19 protein-coding genes and 1 riboswitch are annotated in these 23,825 nt (G+C 37.0%); of the genes, 15 read left to right on the forward strand and 4 right to left on the reverse strand.

Translation table 11 applies throughout. The features are described from left to right. Nucleotides 1-89 precede the first annotated feature (89 nt). On the forward strand, nt 90-1,505 hold the full coding sequence (locus CQ022_RS02535) for an efflux transporter outer membrane subunit (protein WP_105682501.1): 1,416 nt from the start codon (nt 90-92) through the stop codon (nt 1,503-1,505). Between the two features lie 185 nt (nt 1,506-1,690). On the opposite strand, the gene CQ022_RS02540 is transcribed toward CQ022_RS02535, so the two are convergent. Then, nucleotides 1,691-2,578 carry a C1 family peptidase gene (locus CQ022_RS02540; RefSeq protein WP_105682500.1) on the reverse strand — a complete coding sequence of 296 codons (888 nt, stop codon included), beginning with the start codon at nt 2,576-2,578 and terminating at the stop codon, nt 1,691-1,693. Nucleotides 2,579-3,098: 520 nt separating this feature from the next. On the opposite strand from CQ022_RS02540, the gene CQ022_RS02545 reads away from it, so the two are divergent. From CQ022_RS02545 to CQ022_RS02570, 6 genes are all read left to right on the forward strand, one after another. Then, entirely contained in the window at nt 3,099-3,587 is a 489-nt protein-coding gene (locus CQ022_RS02545) for a GNAT family N-acetyltransferase (protein ID WP_105682499.1), read from the forward strand. A gap of 2 nt (nt 3,588-3,589) precedes the next feature. Continuing rightward, nucleotides 3,590-4,069, forward strand: a complete 480-nt coding sequence (locus CQ022_RS02550; RefSeq protein ID WP_105682498.1) for a MarR family winged helix-turn-helix transcriptional regulator — start codon at nt 3,590-3,592, stop codon at nt 4,067-4,069. A 443-nt stretch (nt 4,070-4,512) separates the two neighbouring features. Continuing rightward, the gene (locus CQ022_RS02555; RefSeq protein ID WP_105682497.1) at nt 4,513-6,645 is read left to right on the forward strand and encodes a type VI secretion system Vgr family protein; all 2,133 of its coding nucleotides are present in this window, start codon (nt 4,513-4,515) and stop codon (nt 6,643-6,645) included. A 16-nt stretch (nt 6,646-6,661) separates the two neighbouring features. Further along, nucleotides 6,662-8,278, forward strand: coding sequence for a polymorphic toxin-type HINT domain-containing protein (locus tag CQ022_RS02560; protein WP_105682496.1), 1,617 nt, complete (start codon nt 6,662-6,664; stop codon nt 8,276-8,278). A 6-nt stretch (nt 8,279-8,284) separates the two neighbouring features. Beyond that, the gene (locus CQ022_RS02565) at nt 8,285-8,896 is read left to right on the forward strand and encodes a hypothetical protein (protein ID WP_105682495.1); all 612 of its coding nucleotides are present in this window, start codon (nt 8,285-8,287) and stop codon (nt 8,894-8,896) included. Between the two features lie 108 nt (nt 8,897-9,004). Continuing rightward, the gene (locus tag CQ022_RS02570) at nt 9,005-9,877 is read left to right on the forward strand and encodes a hypothetical protein (RefSeq protein ID WP_105682494.1); all 873 of its coding nucleotides are present in this window, start codon (nt 9,005-9,007) and stop codon (nt 9,875-9,877) included. Nucleotides 9,878-9,927: 50 nt separating this feature from the next. On the opposite strand, the gene CQ022_RS02575 is transcribed toward CQ022_RS02570, so the two are convergent. Then, nucleotides 9,928-10,554 carry a hypothetical protein gene (locus tag CQ022_RS02575; RefSeq protein ID WP_105682493.1) on the reverse strand — a complete coding sequence of 209 codons (627 nt, stop codon included), beginning with the start codon at nt 10,552-10,554 and terminating at the stop codon, nt 9,928-9,930. Between the two features lie 175 nt (nt 10,555-10,729). Here CQ022_RS02575 and CQ022_RS02580 point away from each other — a divergent pair, with 175 nt between their 5' ends. Then, on the forward strand, nt 10,730-11,311 hold the full coding sequence (locus CQ022_RS02580; RefSeq protein ID WP_105682492.1) for a YdeI/OmpD-associated family protein: 582 nt from the start codon (nt 10,730-10,732) through the stop codon (nt 11,309-11,311). 109 nt (nt 11,312-11,420) lie between these two features. Here the strand turns inward: CQ022_RS02580 and CQ022_RS02585 are convergent, their stop codons facing one another. After that, nucleotides 11,421-14,030 (reverse strand): TonB-dependent receptor, encoded by a 2,610-nt coding sequence (locus CQ022_RS02585; RefSeq protein ID WP_105682491.1) that lies wholly within the window; start codon nt 14,028-14,030, stop codon nt 11,421-11,423. Between the two features lie 378 nt (nt 14,031-14,408). Here CQ022_RS02585 and CQ022_RS02590 point away from each other — a divergent pair, with 378 nt between their 5' ends. Beyond that, on the forward strand, nt 14,409-15,020 hold the full coding sequence (locus CQ022_RS02590; RefSeq protein WP_105682792.1) for an alpha-ketoglutarate-dependent dioxygenase AlkB family protein: 612 nt from the start codon (nt 14,409-14,411) through the stop codon (nt 15,018-15,020). Nucleotides 15,021-15,029: 9 nt separating this feature from the next. Here CQ022_RS02590 and CQ022_RS02595 read toward each other — a convergent pair whose 3' ends face one another. Next, a complete protein-coding gene (locus tag CQ022_RS02595; RefSeq protein ID WP_105682490.1) occupies nt 15,030-15,623 on the reverse strand; it encodes a hypothetical protein in 594 nt (197 codons plus the stop codon). A 122-nt stretch (nt 15,624-15,745) separates the two neighbouring features. Next, nucleotides 15,746-15,854: riboswitch (TPP riboswitch) on the forward strand. Between the two features lie 25 nt (nt 15,855-15,879). Between CQ022_RS02595 and pnuC the strand changes: the two genes are divergently transcribed. The 6 genes from pnuC (at nt 15,880) to CQ022_RS02625 (ending at nt 23,821) form a co-directional block, all read left to right on the forward strand. After that, nucleotides 15,880-16,476 (forward strand): nicotinamide riboside transporter PnuC, encoded by a 597-nt coding sequence (gene pnuC / locus CQ022_RS02600; protein ID WP_105682489.1) that lies wholly within the window; start codon nt 15,880-15,882, stop codon nt 16,474-16,476. Continuing rightward, the gene (locus CQ022_RS02605) at nt 16,463-17,494 is read left to right on the forward strand and encodes a hypothetical protein (RefSeq protein WP_105682488.1); all 1,032 of its coding nucleotides are present in this window, start codon (nt 16,463-16,465) and stop codon (nt 17,492-17,494) included. Before pnuC ends, CQ022_RS02605 begins: the two co-directional genes overlap by 14 nt. A 141-nt stretch (nt 17,495-17,635) precedes the next feature. Continuing rightward, nucleotides 17,636-18,130 carry an RNA polymerase sigma factor gene (locus CQ022_RS02610; RefSeq protein ID WP_105682487.1) on the forward strand — a complete coding sequence of 165 codons (495 nt, stop codon included), beginning with the start codon at nt 17,636-17,638 and terminating at the stop codon, nt 18,128-18,130. A 174-nt stretch (nt 18,131-18,304) separates the two neighbouring features. Then, on the forward strand, nt 18,305-19,117 hold the full coding sequence (locus CQ022_RS02615; RefSeq protein ID WP_105682486.1) for a FecR family protein: 813 nt from the start codon (nt 18,305-18,307) through the stop codon (nt 19,115-19,117). 71 nt (nt 19,118-19,188) lie between these two features. Next, entirely contained in the window at nt 19,189-22,413 is a 3,225-nt protein-coding gene (locus tag CQ022_RS02620) for a SusC/RagA family TonB-linked outer membrane protein (protein WP_105682485.1), read from the forward strand. 4 nt (nt 22,414-22,417) lie between these two features. Beyond that, the gene (locus CQ022_RS02625; RefSeq protein ID WP_105682484.1) at nt 22,418-23,821 is read left to right on the forward strand and encodes a RagB/SusD family nutrient uptake outer membrane protein; all 1,404 of its coding nucleotides are present in this window, start codon (nt 22,418-22,420) and stop codon (nt 23,819-23,821) included. The last annotated feature ends 4 nt before the right edge of the window (nt 23,822-23,825 follow it).

The following is a 23,825-nucleotide window of genomic DNA, read 5'->3' on the forward strand; positions in this document are numbered from 1 at the left end:
TTAGAGAAGTTAGAAGTTAGATATTTAGAATTTAGTCTAAAACCCTATCTAACTTCTAGCCTCTAACATCTAATTTCTAATTTTAAATAATGAAGAGTTTATTAAACATCATAAAAGGAATCACTTTTTCAGTGTTCATACTCGGAGCCATCTCATCTTGTATGGCAAGAAAAGAATATGAAAGACCGAAGAACGTTGTAGACGAAAAGCTGTTCCGTACAGATATGCTTCCTTCAGACAGTGCCAGTATCGCAGATATTTCATGGAAAGAAATATTTACTGATCCGATACTGCAGGGGCATATTTCTAAGGCGCTGGAAAATAATCTTGATATCAGAATTGCCCTGGAAAGTATTAATTCCGCAGAAGCTTATCTGAAGCAAAGCAAAGCGGCATATCAGCCGACACTTTCTGTAGGACCCAACTATACGTTTCAGACCCAGTCTATCAATACACAGTTTGGGCAGATTATCGGATCAAGACGTTATGTGAACCAGTTTGACATTACAGCCAGTATCGGATGGGAAGCTGATATCTGGGGGAAATTAAAAGCACAGGAAAAAGCACAGTTAGCGACTTATTTAGGAACTGTTGCTGCCCATAAAGCGGTAAAAAGCAGTCTTGTTTCATCCATTGCTTCTGCCTATTATCAGTTGCTTACTTTTGATGCCCAGAAGAAAATTATCACGGAAACCATCGCTGTACGTGAGAAAAACTTAGAGACTACAAAAGCACTGAAGATTTCCGGAACGGTAACAGAAGTCGCAGTACAACAAAGCGAGGCGCTTGTTTTCAATGCCAAATCATTATTGATTGATATTGATACACAGATCCAGCTGCTTGAAAACACGATGAGTCTTTTAATGGGTGAGTCTTCTCATTCTATTGAAAGATCTACTCTGGAAGGACAAAAGCTTCCGATCGATTTGAAACTGGGATATCCGACCCAGCTTCTGGCTAATCGTCCCGATGTAATGAGAGCAGAATTTAACTTAATGAATGCTTTCCAAATGACGAATGCAGCCAAAGCGCAGTTTTATCCTACGTTAAAATTAACAGGGAGTGGAGGGCTTCAGTCTGTAGATATTGACCACTTATTCAGTGTAAATTCATTGTTTGCCAATGTAGTGGCAGGACTTGCCCAACCAATTCTGAACAAGAGACAGATCCAGACCAACTATGACGTAAGTCTTGCCAATCAGGAAACGGCTTATCTGAACTTCAGAAAAACAGTACTTACTGCTGGAAAAGAAGTTTCAGATGCTATCAGAGTTTTCTCTGTACAGGATTCATTTATTGAATTAAAACAGCATGAGCTGGATGCCTACAAAAAATCGGTTGACTATTCTCAGGAATTGGTAAACTATGGTATGGCTAACTATCTTGAAGTGTTGAATGCAAGCGTAAATTCATTGAATGCAGAATTGAACATTTCCAATGCAAGATACAGTAAAATGAAAGCTGCTGTAGAGCTTTATCAGGCTTTAGGCGGAGGCTGGAAGTAGCCGTGTTTTGTAATATAATATCATAAAAACGTATGTCAGTAATGGCATACGTTTTTTATTTACAAACATCCAAAAAGTTATAGTGGATCAGAATTCACGGATAAAAGTAAATGATTCAGGTGTAAAAGACCATAAAAATGGCCGGAATAAAATCCCCCGGCCACGATTAATTTTATACTCTTTTTCTATTGTACATATGCTACATAAGATTCATTAATAGCTCCCTTGGTAGTCTTGGCAAAGAATGCATAGTTTATCCAGAAAAATCCATTGTCTCCCCATGTTGTCCCCCAGGAATTTTGTACTTTAAAGGCTTGTTTAGCATCGTCATAACCCACTACGCAAATAGCATGCCCACCTCTTACAGCACCAGAATGGCTTTTCCATATCCAATTGTTTGCTGAACTTAAATTATCAAAGCTTCCATCTACCGTAACGGCAATGATAATTGGTAAATTCATACTTAGAAGGGTCTTTACATTATTGATATTTGTTTTATCTACAGTAGCCCATGTTGTAAATTTATGCGTACTCGCTGCACTTTTTTGAGTGTCATTGGGTTGTGTAGAGCACTCAACATCTGTATAAGGCATTTCATTCCAGCTGCACACTCCTTGATCTTTTATTAAATTTAATCCACGGGATACATAAGTTCCATTAGGGCAGCTGCTTAATTTTATTTGATTATATACGTATTCTGGACTTCTTGGATTAGTTATCCCTTTAAAATTATGCTCCAGAGTACTTGCAGCAGCATACGCTGTAGCAAAAGCAACGCATGAACCTTCCTGTCCCTGATTTATTATTGGAGGAGTGTTTGGTATGCTGTAACTTGACGGAATTGTAGCTGCTACAGTAATTGCTGATTTACCTTTAAATTTCATTGTTAATGCTTCTATATCAGCTTTAGCAAATGAATCGTAGGTTTTCTCATCTACTAATACAGCTCCTAATGAACGCATTGCTTGATTTTCTTTGTTAGGCTGCTGAGTGTTTTGCTCTTCTTCATTTCTGTTACATGAAGACAGGGATAGCATTCCCAATACGATAGCGAATAATTTTAGATTTTTCATAAATGTATTATTTAAAATTTATCATATAAAAGTATATATTATTTTCAAATAATTTAAGTATATTTTACAAATTAATCAATGTTTTAACTTTTTTTATATGTTTGTTTATTTTATTTATTGGTTTTGTTTGTCATTGTTGATATTATTCATTATTTCATGCGTTTTAATGTAAAATTATAAAAGAGGATTCCGTGATCAATTACAGGGGAGTTTTTATTTGGTTTCCGATGAATGGAAAGTCCATTGTTTTCGTATTCAAAGAGATGAAAGTATAGGTTCGGAAAGTCCAATTCCGGCTTGCTGTAATAGTTTTACTGTGATTGTAGTCTTACAGTGTTATCGCTTCAGGATTTCTATTTTTGTGAGTATATATTAATTTTTGTGTAAAAAAATGGATATATATCATTGATCTATAGAAGTTACGGTTTTGGATAGTCCGTGTTAAATTTCTTTAAAAACTGAAATCGATTTGTATATATGTATTTAACTACGTAGTTTTGTACTTTAAAATACAAACACTATGAAATTAGAGATACAATCCATAGGAAATTCTTATTCAGAACAGGCTATTGACTTGATTTTGACGATTCAGCAGAAAGAATTCAATATTCCGATTACGATACAGGATCAACCCGATTTATTGCAGATTGAAAGTTTTTATAAGGAAGCCGGGGGGAATTTTTGGGGTGCTTTTGTGGATGGCGAACTGGTAGGTTCCATTGCACTGGTGAAATTTGATGAAAAGGCAGGAGCAATCAGAAAAATGTTCGTTAAAAAAGAGTTCAGAGGTAAAGAACTGAACATTGCACAGGAATTGTTGGATGTTTTAATTTCTTTCTGTCGCAAAAACGGAATTAACGATCTATATTTGGGAACCATAACGGTACTGAAAGCAGCACAGCGTTTCTATGAGAGGAACGATTTTGGGAAGATTGGAAAAAGTGATCTTCCTGTGAAATTCCCTTTAATGAGCGCTGACGATATTTTTTACCATTTAAATATTGACTGAATATGAATGTGATCAACGAAGCAGGCATTCTTGCCATATCAACCAGACTTCATCGCCTCAGTGAACAATTGAGAAAAGATGGAGCGCTTATCTATAAAGCATTCGGAATTGATTTTGAATTGAAATGGTTTCCGGTTATTTTTACGATTTATAAAAAAGAAATAGCGAGTGTGGTAGAGATCGCCAACGAAATAGGGTATACTCATCCATCTACCATAACCTTACTCAAAGAACTCGAAAAACTGGAACTGATTCAATGGCAGAAAGACAAACAGGATGAAAGAAAAAGGCTGTTTATGCTGACTTCCAAAGGGCAGGAACTTATTGAAAAAATGAAACCTGTTTGGGAGCTGATGTCTCAGATTTTAGGAGATATTGCAGATAATAAAAACAATCTGCTGACTGCGATTGATGAAGCAGAAGAGAAAATTGCCAGCCAGTCTTTTTATCAGAGGGCGCTGCAACGTAAAAATTCCAAGTAAATATCGGAGCATTTCTTCTACTTACTTTAGTAAATAATAAGGTGTAAAAAATAAAAAAATTTAATTCCTTCTCACTGATCATCTAATGATAATAGGTCTTTTTGTTCAATAATGTGAAAAAGCTTTATTGAAAACTCATTGTCGTAGAACTACGACAATTTTCCAAATAATCGGTAATTCATTTTGGAGTGAATATTTAAGGTTATATATTGCAATACCAAAATCACTAAAAAAACTTATGAAAAAATACCGAAATCAACCACTTTTTAAAGTGTTACTAAGTATCTAAAGCGGAATTATTTTTCTGAAAATTCCCACTGCACCCATCTCAGGTCAATCATTGAAAAGCTTGTTCAAGAGACCGTTACATGCTTTTAGATTGATTCCTTGAGCCGAAGGGTCTCACCTTATTCAATTAAGCCATACACTAAAAAAAAGATGTCATGTTTAAGGAACAGAATAATCTTCCCAAGCCGGAAATAGATTCAGACAAGACAGATTTTGTAAGCAAAATCAAAGACAATAAAAAAGTTAAAGAAGTAAAGAAAGCTGCTTCAAAAGTGAATAACGCAGTCAATACGGTGAATACAGGAAAACAATTCCTAAACCAGCCTTTACTGCCCAATGAACCCTCCATAATTAAGGATAAGCTCTGGGTTAAACAGCCTACTTCTAAAATATTCAATGCTGACAGTATTCCGGAGAGTGCTATCGTAGGAATCAACCGGGTCGTAAAGCTTGATATCCATGTGGAAGGTAAACCTATCAAATATTTCAAACATTTTAGCCTTACTCAAAGTGCTACCAAACATCACGAGTTTGAGCTCATTCTTGCTCATGATACGTTAGGAAGTGCAGAGAATCATAATCTTGAAGAAATACAGAATTTCTTAGGAAAAAGGATTACTGTGGTTTTCAAATATAAAGATGTGGAAGGCGGAGCTGAGCGAAATTTTGTAGGAGTGATCACGGAAGTTGGATTCAGCCAGGAAAAAGGAAGCCTGGGTAATCTTGTGCTGTCCGGTTTCAGCCCAACAATTTTGTTAGATGCTGCCCCACATATTCAAAGCTTCGGCGGAGCACAACCTATTAGTTTGAACAGCATCGCCAATGAAGTGATTAAAGAAGGATTAGGGCAGGGGAAATTTGACTTTAGAATAGATGCCCGCCATGGTAATGTATCTTACAGTTCTCAATACGGAGAAACCCATTATAACTATCTGGCTAGAATTGCTGAAGCTTATGGAGAACAATTTTTCTATGATGGAGAAGTTTTACATTTCGGACAATTGCCGCCGCAGGAAAAGCCTGTGTTGCTAACCTATGGCAGTAATCTCACGGATGTTAAAATTAAAATGAAAGCTCAACATGTGAATCCTTCATTTTATGGATATAACAGTAGTAAAAACGAAAAATTTAAAGGCGGAAGCTCAAAAATAACGCATACCTCAGATATTGCGAAGAGGGCTTATGAAATTTCAGAAAAAACTTTTCAAACCCCATCTTTAAGAGTGGCTCCTATCAAAGCATCATCTTTTATGGATATTGATGCTTCTCAAAAGGGAACTGCAGGAAGTAAAGCTTCAGAAGTTTTTGTAACTTCCGGTAATACAACCGTTCCTTTTCTTTATCCAGGATGTATCGCGGATATCCAGATGCGTAAAACAGATACTAACGAGACCTCTTATTTCACTAAATTAATGCTTATAGAGGTAACCCATCGGGTGGATGCCCGCGGATACTATGACGGATCTTTCCAGGCCATAGCTTCTGATACCGGATTTATTCCAAGACCCGAATTTACTGTTCCGGTGGCGGAACCTCAGTTTGGAAAAGTAGTTTCCAATACCGATCCTGAAAATCAAGGCCGTGTGCAGGTTCAGCTTGACTGGCAAACTGGTCAGGACACCACAGAATTTATCCGTGTAATGTCTCCTGATGCCGGAAGCAGTGAAAAGGTAGGTAAAAACAGAGGATTTATGTCTATTCCTGAAGTGGGAGATCAGGTCATTATCAATTTTGTACATCTTCATCCGGACCGTCCTTTTGTGATGGGTGGAATGTATCATGGCGGAATTGGAGCTGGTGGCGGTAATGGAAATAATGTTATGAGCTTCAGTGGGCGAAGCGGTGCCGAATTAAAATATGACAATGGAGCCGGATCTATGAATCTTAAAGATCAGGGCGGTGCCAATATGAATTTTGACGGAACCGGAAACGCTACGACCAATGCAAATAGCAACCATACTGTGAATGCAGGAAGCTCCAATGTAATCAATGTGGGAGGCAAAAAAGATGCTCCACCACAATCATTGTTAAAAATGGATGCAGGCGGAAATATTACCCTTGACGGAAAAACAAGTATTACCCTACAGGTAGGAGATAATTCTATCACCATATCCGAAGCAGGTATTATGGCTTCAGCAGGAAAAGGAATGATTGATATCACTGCACTTACCGGAGCTCTGGGATTGTCAAGTAAAGGCGGCCCTATGGATATCAGCACAGATTCGCCACTTACTATTACCGGCGGACCAAGCGCTGTGATGTCATCAGGAGATACCAATATTATGTAATTCTAAAACCGAAATCATGGATGAGTTAGAATACATAACCCTGAATGCCCTGATGATGTGTGATCAGGGGGCAGCTCCGGATTTCTTTAAACCTACGTTCAATACGAAGGTGAAAATCCATGGCTGTCTTGTGGCAACCAATCAGGATGCTACTCCTCTTATTAATATCCCTTCCTTTAAAGTGTGTAAAATCAGTGGAGGACCTTGCACCCCTACTACTGTTCCTATGACCTGGCAGGATACCTGGCAGGTAAAAATTAACGGGATCCGTTCTTTGATAGGAAAAAGTACCTGTCAATGTCCTATAGGCGGGAAGATAGAGTTTATGACCAGTGGACAGGTTCCTCTTCCGGATGATGCAGCCAAGGAGGTAAAAGATATGCAGGATCAGGCACAGCGTGAACTTGACGACAGTGGACATGGTGATAGTGTAGGAGAGGCAGGCTTTGTAGAAGGTATGATTCCGGTTTGGGGAAGCGGTCGTGACCTCATCAATGATATACAAACCGGAGATGTAGGCGGTGGCCTTATGAATGCCGGATTTTTAATTTGGGATGTCGCTTCCATAGCTGTAGGTGTGGTTTCTTTCGGAACCGGAACAGTAGCCATGCAGGGAGCAAAAGCAGGAGTAAAAGGCGCTATAAAAGCAGGAGCAAAAGCTATATCTAAAGAAGCGCTGCAACAGATGGGGAAAGCGGCACTAAAAAAGCTGAGTAAAGAAGCTTTAAAGAAAAGTGTGGATGATGTAGCCAAAAAATTGCTCAAGACCTGTGTTTTTGCCTGTTTTCCAGCCGGAACACCCGTGCATACCGAACACGGAATTAAAAATATTGAGGATATCCAAATCGGAGATCAGGTGTGGGCTTATGATGAAGATACAGATACTGTCGCTCTTCAGCCGGTTATTGATTTTATCATCAATGAAAGTGACCATATCATTAGTATTTATACTGAAGCTGAAGTGATCGAAACAACGGCAATACATCCTTTTTATACTGAAGAAGGTTGGAAAGATGCTTCAGAATTAGAAATTGGCGAAAAGATTTGGACCAAAGATGACACTAAAGTCACCATTGAAAAAACTGAATATAGCTATGAACCTAAAAAAGTTTATAACTTTACGGTAGCTCATTTTCATACCTATTTTGTAGGCCTGTTAGCTTTACTGGTACATAATTCTGGTAGATGCTTGTCTCAGATGCTTTTGGAATCTCAGAAATGGTTTCAGAAAGTTAGACGTGGATATTTTTTTAATTTAGTATGGAATGGTGAATTACGTAAGCAAGCACTAGAAAAAGGGTTTAAGTATTCACAAGAAGTAAGGGTATTATTAAAGAATGGCGGAGAAGGTGCTATTGATGGCTTAATAAGATTAAAAGATGGTACCTATAAAATAATTGAGCGTAAAGCAAGTGATTTGAGCAAAATAACAGATAAAACCATTAAAAGTTATATTAATGATGCAGCTCATTATGCTGAATCTACCATTAAAGAAACAGGTAAGAAAATACCATCAGCAAGTAGTGTGATTTTGCATGTGGAAAATAAAGGTAATTTAAGTAAAGAAATACTAGACCATGCAGCAAAAAAAGGAGTTACTATTGTTGATGATATGTCACAATTTATAAAGTAAAATATTATGTATACAACGAAATTTGCAGATTATAATGCTACTATGGGAGAAATAATCATGAGTGAGGAAACTACTCTTGAGGTACTTTTATCCAATGAATTTGGATTGAAAGTCCCTACACAATTTTCAAATATTTCTCCAGAAGATTGGGCTAAATATGCATTTGAGAATAATCTGGAATATGTTATCACATTTTATAAGGATCAGAAACCGTATGCTACAGTAAGCAATACAACTCTTTCAATAAGTATTAAATATTATGAGGAAAAGGAAAATGGATTGAAAGTATATTTAAGTACAAATTTTATGAAGGGTTATATTGATACGGGTTCAAAAGACAATGGATTTGTTCCTTATGATAATAATAAAATATTTCTAAGTCAAATTGACAGAATAGGTGGTTTAGGACAAACGATACTCTTTTATTCACAAAAGAAAAAAAATAATGTTTTTTCAGAAGAGTTTACTGAAACTAATGGGAATGTTGAACTAGTTGAGCAATTTGGAACTGCAGACTTATCCAAACATTGGTTCGATACTCCTAAAAATTATTTAGATTATGAAGCATTGTTAGATTATCAGAATCTTTTTAATCAGCTTCCATCTGTTCCTGCATAAATATTTATTGTAAATATGACTACCAATCAGAAACTGGAGTTAGAATCATAAAATATATAAAATTCATTTTCAGCAATAAAGGCATTCAGAGTATACAATAGTAATGAAATGAGTATTTCAAATTTTTTATTCGGGGAAAATATTCCTCTTTTTCAACTGGAAAAGTTCTCACAGGAATACACCCTGAAGGTAGAGAATACTTTTATGATGGGTAAAGAGAACAAACCAATCTCATTAAAAACCTCATCGGATATTATTATTGAACAGGAAAAAAGAGATCATGATATCAATAACACCATAAAGCTACAGGAAATCACGGGTGATACTGATGATACTTTGATGAAGCCTTTTTTGTTGCAAAGTCTTACTCTTGCAGATATTTCCCGCAATATTCAGTTGAAAAGAAATCTTAGCGGGAAAATACTTTCTATTGAGAATAAACCTGATCTTTGGAAAAATTGGAAAAATTGGAAAGAGAATAAGCTGACGAGTGCTTTCCCGGAGGAAAAGGATCAAAATAAGTTGATTACAAATTATGAAAAGGGATTGAAAAATTTTGATGTTGAATTGAAGAAAAATCTGCAATACATTCTTTTACTGCCGGAAGTTTATAACCTTATATTTCCTCCTAATGAATATTACAGTTTTTTATTCAGTCCGTCAAACATCCATTCCAGGCTGATTGATGGGGTAGAATATCACTATCAGTTGAAACTGGTAAAACTTGAAGAAGAAAACGACAACCTTTTTGTAGAGTTTCATTCCGTACTGAACAACCAGGATGAACTTATGAAAAGCCATATCAAAAAGCTTTATGAAAAGGAGAAGGATTTTTCTATTGACCAGTTTGAATTCAGTATCAAAACCAAATACAATTTTGAAAAATCAACAGCTAAGATCCTGAACGCTGAACTTCATTTTGTAGAAAAAATGCATGAACATCTGGCTTATTTAATTGATATGGATTTAAATAGTAAATAATTAGTTTTAAACAAATAGGGCTAACAATCAACCCTTTAAAGAGCTATACACTATGATTGAGAAATATTGATGATAGGATTAAGAAAAGATTTTTGTTTTAAATGTTGTTTTTCTTCTTCCGTTAGTTCATTGGTTCCAAGGCCAATCCCGTTCCATGGTTTTCCGTTATTTATTCTATCAGCTAATTCAATAGATCCAATTGTAATTTTTTTATGAAGCCCTAGTACCGTTAGATCCATCAATTGACCTGGATGTATTTCTCCTTCTATAATTTCTCCAAGCAGATAAAAGCTTCTGTTGGTAAGCTGAAAGACACTGTCAATCTTAAATTTAGCAGTAACATCATGCCAGCTGTATCCACAATGTCTGCACTGCTTTGCATAGGGAGTACGGGCAAGCTTATTACACTTCGGGCAATTATTGAAAAAAACTTTCTCAGGAGTTTCAGTCAATATCCTCATTACAACGTTTTGTCGAAAAGCCTCATTTCCATTTTCTAATAGCTTTGTTATTTCAGGATCAGACTTTATCCAGCCACGTTCCATCATCAGATTTCTCAAATAAGCATTTTCGGAACTCTTTGAAGTGTACATATGATTATTCAGGGCTAATGCTTCGTTTTCGGTCATTAATTTCCCAAAATATCTGATAATATAATCTATAGTTTCTCTCTCCATATCCGATTGAAAAAGGTAGAATGTTTTTTTAGTAATTTGTTTTGCCTAATTTATCATTTATTTCTTTAAGATAGGCTTACATCATGGAATGTCACAAGTAAGAAATTGAAATTTTAATACTGACAAACTATTGTCACTAAAGTCTTTTAATTTTACAGTATCAATAAAAAAAACTATGGGTAAAATTGCAGAGAAAAAAACCTTTTATGTCAATACAAAGGAAGAATGGCGGCAATGGCTGGAAGAGAATCACCATATAGAACAGTCTGTATGGCTTATTTGTAATACCAGAAAATCAAATTTACCCATTGTTCATTGGACTGAGCTGGTGGATGAAGCCCTTTGTTTCGGCTGGATTGACAGTACGAGGAAGACGATTGATGAAGGTTCGTTTATGCAGTTATTCAGTAGACGGAAGCCGAAGAGTACCTGGTCAAAAATTAATAAGGATAAGGTTCAGAAACTGATAGAGAATAATCTGATGACTAAGGCAGGATTCGAGACGATCAGCATTGCAAAAGAGAATGGTTCCTGGAATATTTTAGACAGCGTGGAAGAACTGGAGGTTCCGGAGGATCTGAATGAAGCATTTAAAATTCATGAAGGCTCCGAAATCTATTTTCTAAGCCTAAGTAAATCTATAAAAAAAATGTTGCTGCAATGGATTGTACTTGCCAAAAGACCCGAAACCAGAAAAAATCGGATTGATGAAATCGCAAGACAGGCAGCTCAGAATAAGAAACCTAAGAATTTTTAGACTGTAAAAACTTATATATTATTATTGTAGAACTTATGATTAAGATAAAAATAGGCTGTCCCAAAAAGGACAGCCTATTGATTTGACTCATTATTGAAATGATATTATCTTAGAATCTCAAAGTTGCTGAAACAGACCATGTTCTTCCAAAACCTAGGAATCCAGTGTTCCCGTCTGCAACACCCTGATATACTCTGCCAGTTTCCTGATACGTTTTTCCGGCATCCGGACCATTGGCAATTTTATCTCCGGCGAAGATATTGGAGCTTAATTCAGAAATATAATATTTGTTGAATAAGTTGTATACATTCGCTCTCAATGTTAAAGATTTTTTTGCATCAATAGTGAACTTGTAAGAAGCCCCTACATCAAATAAATGATAGCTTGGCAATTTTACAATACCTTTTTCTCTTGCCGCTTCAGTAAGGAAGTTGATCGGGTTGAACTGAGCATAAAGTTTGTCATAATATTCCCAGTTAGCATCAATACTGAAAGCTTTGGTGATATTATAATCTGCACCGATACTTGCCGTTGTTTGAGCGGCATCTCCAACCTTCAGGTCTTTGATATTGATGGTTCCGGTTGCCCCAGCTATTTCTTGGTTGTTCTGAACATCAAGAATATTGAAGTTGGCGTTTCCTTTATATTTCCAGTTACCTAATGATACCATTCCTCTTAATCTAAGGTTGGTAAAAGGTCTTGCTTTTGCTTCCAGTTCAATTCCCTGGTGCAGCTGACCAACATTCAGGGCATTGTAGAAATAGGCATTTCCAAGACTTAACTGAGGGAATTTTGCAATATCCGCAGCAGTAGCATTGAATGTTCTGGAAATGAATCGGTCATCCCACTGTGTTCTGTAAGCGTTGATATTCACATCGATATAACGCGATTTGAAACCGTATCCTAACTCTACAGAGAAGATTCTTTCATTCTTCGCATCGTTATAAATATTCTGGTTTGAAGGGAATAAAGCGTTGAATAATGGCTGTCTTGAAATAACTCCTGTATTGAAAAATACATTATGATGATCATCTATATTATAATTTGCACCTCCTTTTACAATATAACCTGTTTTGTGATACCATTTTGTCTCCTGATTTCCCGGAGTATACAGCATATAGTCTCTTCTCTTGTAATACTGCTCAGAAACAGATCCCTGAACAGATGCACTTAGCTTTTCAGAGCTGTATTCAACCATTCCATAGATTCCAGCCCATTTTACCAGCCCTTCGTTGTGAATAGAAACTTTCTGAGCATCTTTAAGCTTGGTAAGCGGTTCCGGTTTTACGGTTTGATTGATATAATATCCTTTTGGAGCATTGGCTGTACCAGGAACAAACAATGCATCTGATCCTAACATATCAGTTACAATATCATATAATGCTCCTTTGTAGGTCTTAAGATCAATACCTCCGTTAAAAGTCCAGTTATTTTTTTTATAATTAAGGTCAGCAATCACACCATACCAGTCATGAGCATTGATACTTTGTTTTCTCACGATCCCACTGGTTCCGTTCAGCGTTGCTACATATTGTCCGTTGTAATCACCTGGAGAACCTGCAGGAGCAGTAAAGGTTGATTTCTGGAAGGTATTTCCATTATAATCTGTTACCATACCACCTCTGTTATAGCGATAAATCATATCCCAGTTGATGGTACCATCTCCGCCTGCACCATAATTCATGAAATTCATGGTTTGTCCGCCTGCATTTTTTATAGAACCGTTCAATCCGGTACCACCGCCACCACGTCCCCATGAACCATAAAGAACGGTAGATAACTTCAGGTTGTCATTCATAGTCCAGTCCCAGTTCAAAGAGGCAATGGGCTTATGATAGAAGTTAGGAGCCAGGTTGAATTGAGAACCGTTCAGCATTCCTGTTTGTGGATTGTATCTTCTTCCGTAAGTTTCAAACTGCTGAAGCGTTGCCACATTAGCTCCGGTTGCAGAAGATCTTCTCGTATCGTGTACCTGAGGTGCTCCGGTAGCGATTAGATTGAACGCATGCTTTTCATTAGGCTTAAATCCTGTAGAGAAAAACCATGAGTAACCTTCTCCTTTTGTTCCATTGATGTATCCGTCACCTTGCCAGCGGGAAAGCAATACGGTTGTTCCCCATTTGTTTTTTAATCCTGAAGAGTACATGGCTGATATTCTGGAATAGTTATCATTTCCAACTTCTCCTTTAATCATTGCTTTTTGCTCAGAATCGGTAGCTTTGGTTACGATATTGATCGTTCCTCCTACAGAAGGAACAACAAATTTAGAAGCTCCCAAACCTCTTTGAATCTGGATGTTGCTTGCAATATCAGCTAACCCGGTCCAGTTAGACCAGTACACTGTACCTCCCTGCATATCATTCACCGGCTGTCCGTTGATAATGACTGCAATGTTGGCTCCGTCAAAACCTCTCATGTTGATTCTGCTGTCTCCAAATCCTCCACCAACTTTGGTAACATAAACGGATGGAGTAGACTTCATAATTTCAGGGAATTCTCTGTTTCCCAGTTTCTCCTGAATTTCTGCTGCCTTAATGTTGGAAACCGCAACAGGGGTTTTTCTCTCTTTGGCTGTTTGGGAAAGGTTTCTACCTACCAACATAACCTCATCAATAGATTTAGATTTCTCTAAAGAATCCTTCGTACTCTGCCCATAATATATGGCGGCCGTAGGTAATACAAGCGCTATAATAAGTCGCTTTTTAAAAGTAATGCTCATGAAATAAACTAGCGTGTTTGATTTTAAGGCTGCAAAGATGAATAATTATTTTTGAATTAAGTATTAAATCTTGGCGAAGTGACTTCCTGTTGTATGCAGATAATGCATTATTACTCGTTTTTTTGAATGTATTAATTATTTCAGATATTTAATTTACAATTTGTTATAAAAGTGAATTATACTATAATTGGCTTGTTTTTAACGAAAAAAAAATAATTATGTAACTCATGTGAAAAATCTCCTCATGTGTACTTTTTTATAATGATCTTCAGTGAATGATTTATTATGTATCATTATTAATATATTTGTAGATATTATTTGTATCAATTTTATTTGCTTAAATACCATAAGCTTTTCTCTTATTTAAAAAATAAAAATATGACTCAGCTCAGCTTGTTCGACTCAGAAGATTTATATGAATTTCCAAAAGACCTTCTGGAATACAGTGAGCATTTCCTGAGTCCGCATGAAGCAGATAAACTGAAGGCTCATCTGCTTGAAACAGCACCCTGGAAACAACGTACCCAGAAAATGTATGATAAAACGGTTCTGACCCCACGCTTAACGGCATGGTATGGGGATCCGAAAACGGATTATCCATTAGGAAATGGTGAAGTGGATAATAACGTCTGGACTCCCGAATTATTTTCTTTAAAAGAAAGGATAGAAGAAACATTCGGTTACCAGTTCAATTCTGTATTGCTTAACCTTTACAGAGATCATAATGATTCTGTTGCCTGGCACAGAGATAAAGAAAGCAGATACGGAAAACGTCCTGTGATTGCATCAGTAAGCCTGGGGCAGACCAGAAACTTTGATTTCAGGAAAAAAGACCATCATCAGAGTAAATACAGTCTGCCACTTCCTCACGGTTCATTATTGATTATGAAAGGAGATCTTCAGGAAAACTGGGAACACAGGATTGCTAAATCTGTAACTTCTATGAAGGAGCGTATTAATCTTACATTCCGGTTAGTTCGTGAAGAGTAGGGTAATAATTTATTCCTGAGCCAGATTCTGTTTAAAATTAGCGATTAAATCTTCTGCATTTGGGATATTTCCTAAATTGCTTTTAATTCTTTCCAGAAGATCATTGAATAAAGCTTCTCCGTTTAAAACTTTCAAAGAATATTCAAACGGATATAAAGAAATAACACCTCCGTTATTGTCATATTTCAGAGTCATAAATCGTAAAGGAAATTCAGGAGTTTTGTCTCTGTACAGTTTAAACCCAAGTTCATGAACCATATAATATGAAAATGCTACCGTTAGCATTAGTCCGATCTGTTTGTCTTCCTGATCAAATGATTTACAATACTCATAAAATCCGGGTTCTTGAGTAACAGCCTTATCCAAATTCATAGGATGATAAATAGGATTTTCAAGAGCTGGTGTTATTTTGTTATCCATGAAATAGCTGTTCAGCATTCTGAATGAGCCATCAACCAAAGTATTATCGGACAAAAGCTGATCTTCAGTATATCTGTTTTTGAAATATTCATCCGTATATATTCCGTCTATTCTTGGAGTATCAGACTGCTGTTGACCAGTTGTGTCCGTATTTTTTGAAAAAAGTTTTTTGAAAAAGTTCATGGTTGTCGTTTTATAAGGTATTGTTTGACAAATATAAAAATTATTGATAATTCTGAAGGGAATGCTATTTCAAAATAAAAAGGTTGATGTATTTTCTTTTTCCACAAAAAAACTGCACCTTTGCCCCAACAATGGGGTGCTACAGATAACAGTGGCTGAGATGATACCCAGGAATGTACTTCCACACCTGATCCGGACAATGCCGGCGTAGGGATTGCTTACTTATCATCTCATCATTTGATTTCTAAAAATTAATATGATGCAGGACATTTTAAAACAAATTACCTTACCGGAATGGTTCGGAGTCTTATTTTCAGTGATTCAGGTTTTACTGGCCCGTAAAAACAATGTCAACAACTATCTTTTCGGAATTGCAGGTATTCTGTTTACGCTGTACGTAATGCTTACATCAAAGCTTTATGCTGAATTTACCTTAAATCTTTATTACCTGATCATGAGCATCTACGGATGGTTGTACTGGAAATTTGGGAAACAGAAATCCGAAATGGAAATCTCCGTTACTACCACCAATGAAAAATGGATTACCGGAGGAATTGTTTTGGGAACTTTTATCTTATTCTGGTCTTTTCTCACTCATTTTACCGATTCGGATGTTCCTGTTTGGGATTCCCTGGTAAGTGCTTTTGCCTGGGCAGGAATGTGGCTGATGGCAAGACGGAAAATTGAAAACTGGGTGATCCTCAATATCAGTAATATTATTTCCATTCCTTTAATGATTCATAAGGAATTATATCTCTATGCTGTTTTGACATCATTCTTATTTTTAGTGGCAATCTCCGGTTATATAGAATGGCAAAAAATCATTAAATCCAAAGCTCATGCTCAGTATTAAAGACATCAGAAAAGAACTTCAGGGAGCTTCTGTAATTTCTGATAAAGTGATGCTGCATATTCACGAAGAAGGATTGCTTACAATCTGGGTTCCCAAAAAATATGGTGGACTCGGCTATCGTTTTGAAGAAGGGCTTAAAGCATTATTTGGCTGGGCGCAAACCGATGGAAGCTTTGGCTGGATGCTGACACTTTGTGCCGGAGCCAACTATTTTTCCAGAAATAGTAAACCCGAAGTTGCTCAGTTACTCTTCACCCATACCAAAACCTGTTTTGGCGGAAGCGGAATGGTTGGTGGCACTGCAGAAAAGCAGGATGATAATACCTATCTGATCAACGGTTCATGGAATTTTGCAACAGGAGCACCTCATCTGACCCATTTTACACTGAATGCCAAGATTACAGAAAACGGGAAACCTATAACGGATAACAACGGCAATGAGGTGATTCGCTCATTCATCATTCCGAAAGAACATGCTGAAATTATCCCCAACTGGAAATCTATGGGAATGAAAGCAAGCGGTACCTATTCCTTTACCATTGAAAATGTTATGGTAAGCGAAGACTACAGTTTTGTGTACGATCATTTTTTCACGAATGATATTCTGGACAGCATTCCGTTTCGGGTTTTTGCGGATTTGACGCTATTGGTCAATTATTTGGGAATGGCCTCTCATTTTATTGAAGAAGCAGAAGGTATTCGTCCTGAGATCCATTTCAAAGGTTTTGCAGAATCCGTTGAAAAGCATTTGGAAAAAGTTTTAAACATAGCCAGAGAAGTAGAAAATATACTCGGTGATCACAAAGGAATTTCAGACGATAAAGAACATGAGATTCATCAATATGGGGTAGAACTGGTTCAAAAATTATCCCATCAGATCCTTACCGTTTATACACAGTTGGGAATCCGGGCTACGAATACCCATTCGGCAGTATATCAGATATTCTGCGACTATTTTACAGCAGCTATGCATTCCAATTTCAGGCCTTCTGCGGATGATGTAAACTTTTCTTTCTGAGAAATAATCAGAGAATACTTCTTTGAAAATCCGGCGATGAATGAGTGCTAAAGATTTAAACTTAATATATATTTAATATGATTGCCATAGCTTTTAGATACTTTTGTATCACCAGTTTTGAGTTCAAAGACGTATTAAAGAATGGATCATTTTAAAGAAATATATTCCGGTTACAAGCACAGGGTGTATTTTTTTGTGGCCAAATACCTTTCGGAAGAAGAAGATATTGAAGAAATAGTACAGGATATTTTTATGCATGTCTGGAAATACCTGTCCAAAACCCATTCTCCGTCAGAAATCGAAGCGCTTATTTTTAAATCTGCCAAACAGGAAGTCTCCAATTTCTACCGTAAAAGAAAAATGATTTTCGTTCCTCTTGAAAGTTCCCCGGAAAGTCAGGATGAAGAAAACTCAGAAATAGAAAAACAAATACAGCAGGAAGACCAACTCAAAAAGATAGAAAGCCTTCTGGAACAGGTTCCAGAAAAAAGCCGTGAGTTTTTCATCAAAAATAAAATCCAGAATCTCAGCCTTTTTACCATCGCTCAGGAAAATGATATTTCCAAAACAGCTGTTGAAAAACATGTGAATAAGGTGTTGAAGTTTCTGAGAGCGAATTTGAATTTCTTCTTTTAGATTATACTTTTACTATTCCAATTTCCTTCATCATTTAATTTCTTTAAATTAGTTAGGCTTGAGTTAACTTTAACTCAATATCACCCAATATGAACAAATCGTTAAATCAAAAAAATATAGGTTGACGATTCTGCACTTCCTGCGTATTCTCTAATAAAGATCAAACAGGAGCGTATGGATTTCGAAAATCAATGGAAATCAGTCAAAGAAGAAAACAGGAAAATGAAGGATTCTGCAGATCAGCGAATCTGGAATGGACTTGAAAATAAAATCAGATCCAGAAACAAGACAAAAAGGTTTTTGTGGGCTGCGGCTGTTCTTTTGCCTTTGTTTACCGTGATGACTCTGTTCTTTACTGAAAATGCTCTAAGCTCTTCATCTCATCAGCAAATGGTTTTCAGAACGGAAACGATGCAAAAGGAATTCACCTTGCCGGACGGAAGTATTATTATCCTGCAACCAGAAAGTGAATTGAACCTGACAGAAAATTTCGGTAAGAAAACCAGAAATGTTTCTTTTAAAGGAAAGGCATTCTTCAGTGTTGCTAAAAATAAAGCGTTGCCCTTTATCATTGATGCCAATGGATTTAAAGTAAAAGTGTTGGGAACAAAATTCCTGCTTGATCAAAGATCTGAAGATAAAAAAGTTTATCTGAAAGAAGGAAAAGTGAAAATTGATTATAAAGGTCACACCACTTATCTTTTGCCTAAAGAAACTTGGCTGGCAGATAAAGACGGAAATGAAAAACATTTCTATGATCAGGATGTCGTAAGGACATTTGATTTTAATGAGATGAAATTCGGGCAGGCCATTTCACAGTTGGAGAAGACGTACAATATCTCGATAAGCTATCCTCAGCAGTATAAAGAGAATGTTATTGATGGAGATATCACCGGAGACCTTAATAAAGTTATTAAAACCATAGGATTTCCATTTAGTTTAAATACACGAAAAGAATCAGATTATCATATCATTTTAGAAAAATAATGCACCAGTAATTGGGGTTACCGATGCATTGAATATAAATCAGTCAAATAACAACTAATTTCAGCAAAGCTATGAAAAAAACAACAATTAGCATGATGTTGTTGGGTCTTTTGTGTGCGCCACAGTTTACCTACGCAGAGGCTAACAAATGTTTTCAACAGTCCGTCATTCAGCGGAAAACGCCTTTGATTAAAATCTTTGAAAAACTTTCAAAAGAACATGGCGTAAAATTCTTTTATTCGGTTTCAGACCTTAAGGATATTCAGGTGGATGAATCTCAGGTTAACTATCAGTCACTATCATCGTCTTTAGACTATCTGAAGAAAAATATTGGTCTGGATTTTAATGTAGATCAGAAAACCGTCACCGTTCGTCTCAATGCAAGAGCAATGGCAAAAATTCAGAGGAATAATGTTCAACAGTCTGCGGAATATTTAAATCCGATAAAAGACACGGTAACATCCAGAGAAAAAAATATTGATGAGGTTGTTTTGGTAGGGTATGGAAAACAGAGTAAGAAAAACAATTCCGGCTCTATTTCTTCTATTGATGAGAAACAGATGAAAGGCATTGCATCCAGCAATTTCGGGGATATTATTGCCGGAAAAGCTACCGGAGTTCAGATTACTCAGGCTAATGCAACGCCGGGAGGTTCACCCTCTATCAGAGTAAGAGGGATCGGAACATTAACAGCGGGTTCGAATCCCTTGATCGTTGTTGACGGACTTCCTCTCACCGAAGGTTCCAATCTGAATGCTATTGATCCTAATTCCATTGCAAAAATTGATATCTTAAAAGATGCCGCCTCCGCAGCCATTTATGGTTCCAGAGGAGCCAATGGAGTGATTATCATTGAAACAAAACAAGGGAAAAAAGGCAGAATGGCTGTTTCTTTTGATTCCTATTACGGAATGCAGATGAGAAGCGATAATGTAAAACTGGTGAATGCTTACGATATGGCCACTTTTCTGAAAGAAGCCAGAGATAACAACTATCTTTCCAAGGGCAGTAACAGAAGTATTTCTGATGATAATGCTACAAGAATAAGTAAGGGAGCATCTTTACGGGAGTTAATCCCTGATTATCTTGCCCCTTATCTGGCAAAGCAGCCGGGATTAACAGATACCGACTGGCTGAATACTGTAATGAAACCGGCACCCATCAGCCAGACTTCATTAAATGTTACGGGAGGAAGTGATAAAAGCAAATATGCATTTACCATGAGCTATTTTAACCAGAAAGGATTGGTGATCGGGACAGATTACGAAAAATTTTCCACCAGCGTTAATCTTTCCACAGAACTTACGGATAAATGGAAAATAGGAGTAACAATGACACCGTCTTATGCAACGGGAACCATCAATGCCGCAGAAAATTCGAGAAGTTATAATCCACTGCAGATGGCTACTGCAATGTATCCTTTCTTTAAACCTTATAATGATGACGGAAGTTTGGCTATTTCCAAACAAATCTTAGGAAATACAGCAACGGATGGTGCTTTGGTAGAGAATCCCGTTGCGATTCAGGAAATGACGAACAGAAAATATACTTTATTTAAAACCTTCGGAAATATTTTTACTGAGCTTGAGCTGTTGAAAGGATTGAAATACAGACTGTCAGTAGGCGGCGATTACACCAATTACGAATATAATTTCTTTGATCCTTCTACAGTGGGAGCCTACAGAGCGGCCGCTCCGGATGTTACTTTTGCGAACAGAACAGAATATATCCGTAAAAATTATCTGATTGAAAACCTGCTTTCATTTGATAAAAAATGGGGTGAGCATAGAATAGATGCCATTGCCGGACAGTCTTTTCAGCAGGAAGATAATACTCAGCTTTTAACCGAAGCTACCGCATTTCCAGACAACAGCATCCGGAATATTGCAGGCGGAACTTCATTTAAAAACACGCTGACACAATACAAATGGAGATTGATGTCTTATTTTACCAGAGTTAATTACACCTTTGATAATAAGTATAATCTGATGGCTTCTTATCGTAGAGACGGCTCTTCACGTTTCGGGAAGAATTCCAAATGGGGAGATTTCTATGCATTTTCTGCAGGCTGGACGATCAGTAATGAAAATTTCTTTCCTGAAAATACTATTGTAACGGATTTAAAGCTAAGATATAGTCTTGGAAGCAACGGAAATAATCAGATTCCTAATTTCGGGGCACTTTCGCTGATGAATCCTGATAATTATAATTTTGGTGGCGTTCTAACACCAGGGTATACAACGGCAACGGCTCCCAATCCTAATATTTCCTGGGAAAAGTCCAGATCAAACAACTTCGGAATTGATTTCTCTCTGTTTAAAAATATCCTGAATATTTCTGCAGATTATTATATTCTGAACAGAGACGGTTTGTTACTCGATGTTCCCGTTCCACAGCAGTCTGGTTTCAGTACATCGCTTCAAAATATAGGGAAGATCAAAAACTCTGGTTTTGAACTACAGATTGCTTCAAAAACTTTCAATATTGCAAACGATTTTACCTATTCGGGAAGCTTTAATTTTTCAACCAATAAAAATGAAGTTTTGGCCTTGGCAAACGGACAGAACCAGATTATCACGGGTGAAAATAATTTCTCTGTTACAAAAGTGGGCGGCTCTATTGGTGAAATGTATGGGTACAATATTGTCGGAATCTATAAAACTCAGGCTGAAATCAACAATTCACCACACATTACGGGAACAATGGTTGGGGATTATATTATGGAAGACCTCAATGGTGATGGGAAAATTGATGTCAATGATAAAAGAAGTTTCGGAAGCGGCGTTCCCAAATACATTCTTGGTTTCAATAATAATTTCAGATACGGACTTTTTGAATTAAGCTTCTCATTATACAGCGAAATAGGGAAGAGAATTTACAATGCTGATGCTGTCACTACCTTAGAATCAGGAGAAGGTTTCGGAATGGCCTCGCAGTATTATTTTGACAACCGCTATAATGCAGCAACCAATCCCAATGGATTTTTCGGAATGCCGAATATGAACTTTTCCAATAACAGAAAAGAAGCCAGAACTTCAAATCTTTACTTTAAAAATGCCGATTATGTGAGATTGAGATCACTGCGTCTTGCTTTCAATTTTCCAAAATCAATGCTTGGAAATATCGGGTTGGAAAACGCACAGATCTATCTGGTAGGAAACAATCTTTTCACGCTGTCAAAATATAAAGGAATGAATATCGATGCTACTTCAGACAATGTTCTTACGCAGGGGTTTGATCAGGCTTATTATCCGGTCGCTAAAATTTATTCTGTAGGCTTTAACCTTAAATTTTAAAATCATGAAAAAAATATTCTTTACAATATTCAGTCTTTCTGTGATGTTTTCCTGCTCGTCTGATCTTTTGGATGTAAATCCTGAAGCCCAGAAAGTTTCCTCACAATTCTATACCAATGCTTCTGAAATTGAGCAGGGAATTGTTTCAGTCTACGGAGCGCTTCAGTACACCGGACAGTATCAGCTGGCAATGCCTGCGTTGGGAGAATTGCCTTCTGACAACACCTATGATGAGGTTCCAGCCAATGATGCCTTTACGTATGGAGAGCTGGATTTTTTCACTATTCAGCCTAACAACAGCCTTATTGCAAGTACCTGGAAGGACAATTATGTCGGAATTCAGCAGGCGAATATTATTCTGACAAGGATTGGAAAAATCCCTGATATGACCGATGCCCTGAAAAATACGAGAACCGGAGAAATGAAGTTTCTGAGAGCGCTGATGTATTTTAATCTGGTAAGAATTTATGGTGATGTTCCATTGGTTTTAAAAGAAACCACGAATGTTAACGATTACTTTGGGCAGCCAAGAACGCCTGTCGCAGAAGTATATTCAGCAATAGAAAAAGATCTGAAAGAAGCGATTGATCTTTTACCAATCACCACAACGCAAAAGGGTAGAGTAACCAAAGGAGCGGCTTTGGGAATTTTGGGTAAAGTGCTTCTGACACAGAACAAGTTTGCAGAATCACTGACGTATTTAAATCAGATTGAATCTTTAGGCTATCAACTTTTGACGGATGTCAATAAAATTTTTGATGTCACTAATAAAAATAATGCTGAAATTATTTTTGATGTACAGTTCACTTCCGGATTGAACGGAAATTCAGAAGGAAGTTCGGCATTTCAGATGTTCAGTCCTTCCGGATCAGTTTCAGGAGCGAAAGGCCATAATCTTCCCACCAAAGAAGTCTACAATCTTTATTTGGCAGGAGATACAAGACGGTCTGCCTATATCGGGCTTACGTCAAACGGAATTCCTTTCAGTAAAAAACTGGTGAAAACATCCAATACCATTGCCGATGGAGGAAGCAATTTTGTGGTGCTGAGATTGGCTGATGTTTTCCTGATGATGGCGGAATGTTTTGCTCAGCAGAATGATTTTGCCAATGCCAATGTATGGCTGAATAAAATTAAAACCAGAGCAGGTATTGCTTCTGTAAACCTCTCCACAAAAGAGACATTACTGAATGAAATTGACCGCGAAAGAAGGCTTGAATTTGTAGGAGAAGGACATCGGTGGTTTGATCTTGTCAGGACGGGAAAGGCTATTTCGGTGATGACAACTCATTTTAGCAATAATCCCGGATACAGCACGGCACAAATAAAACCCTATCATCTTCTGATGCCTGTTCCACAAGGACAGATCAATACAGATCCCGCAATTAAACAAAATCCAGGATATTAATTTA

The organism is Chryseobacterium culicis (assembly GCF_002979755.1).
GTDB lineage: Bacteria > Bacteroidota > Bacteroidia > Flavobacteriales > Weeksellaceae > Chryseobacterium > Chryseobacterium culicis_A.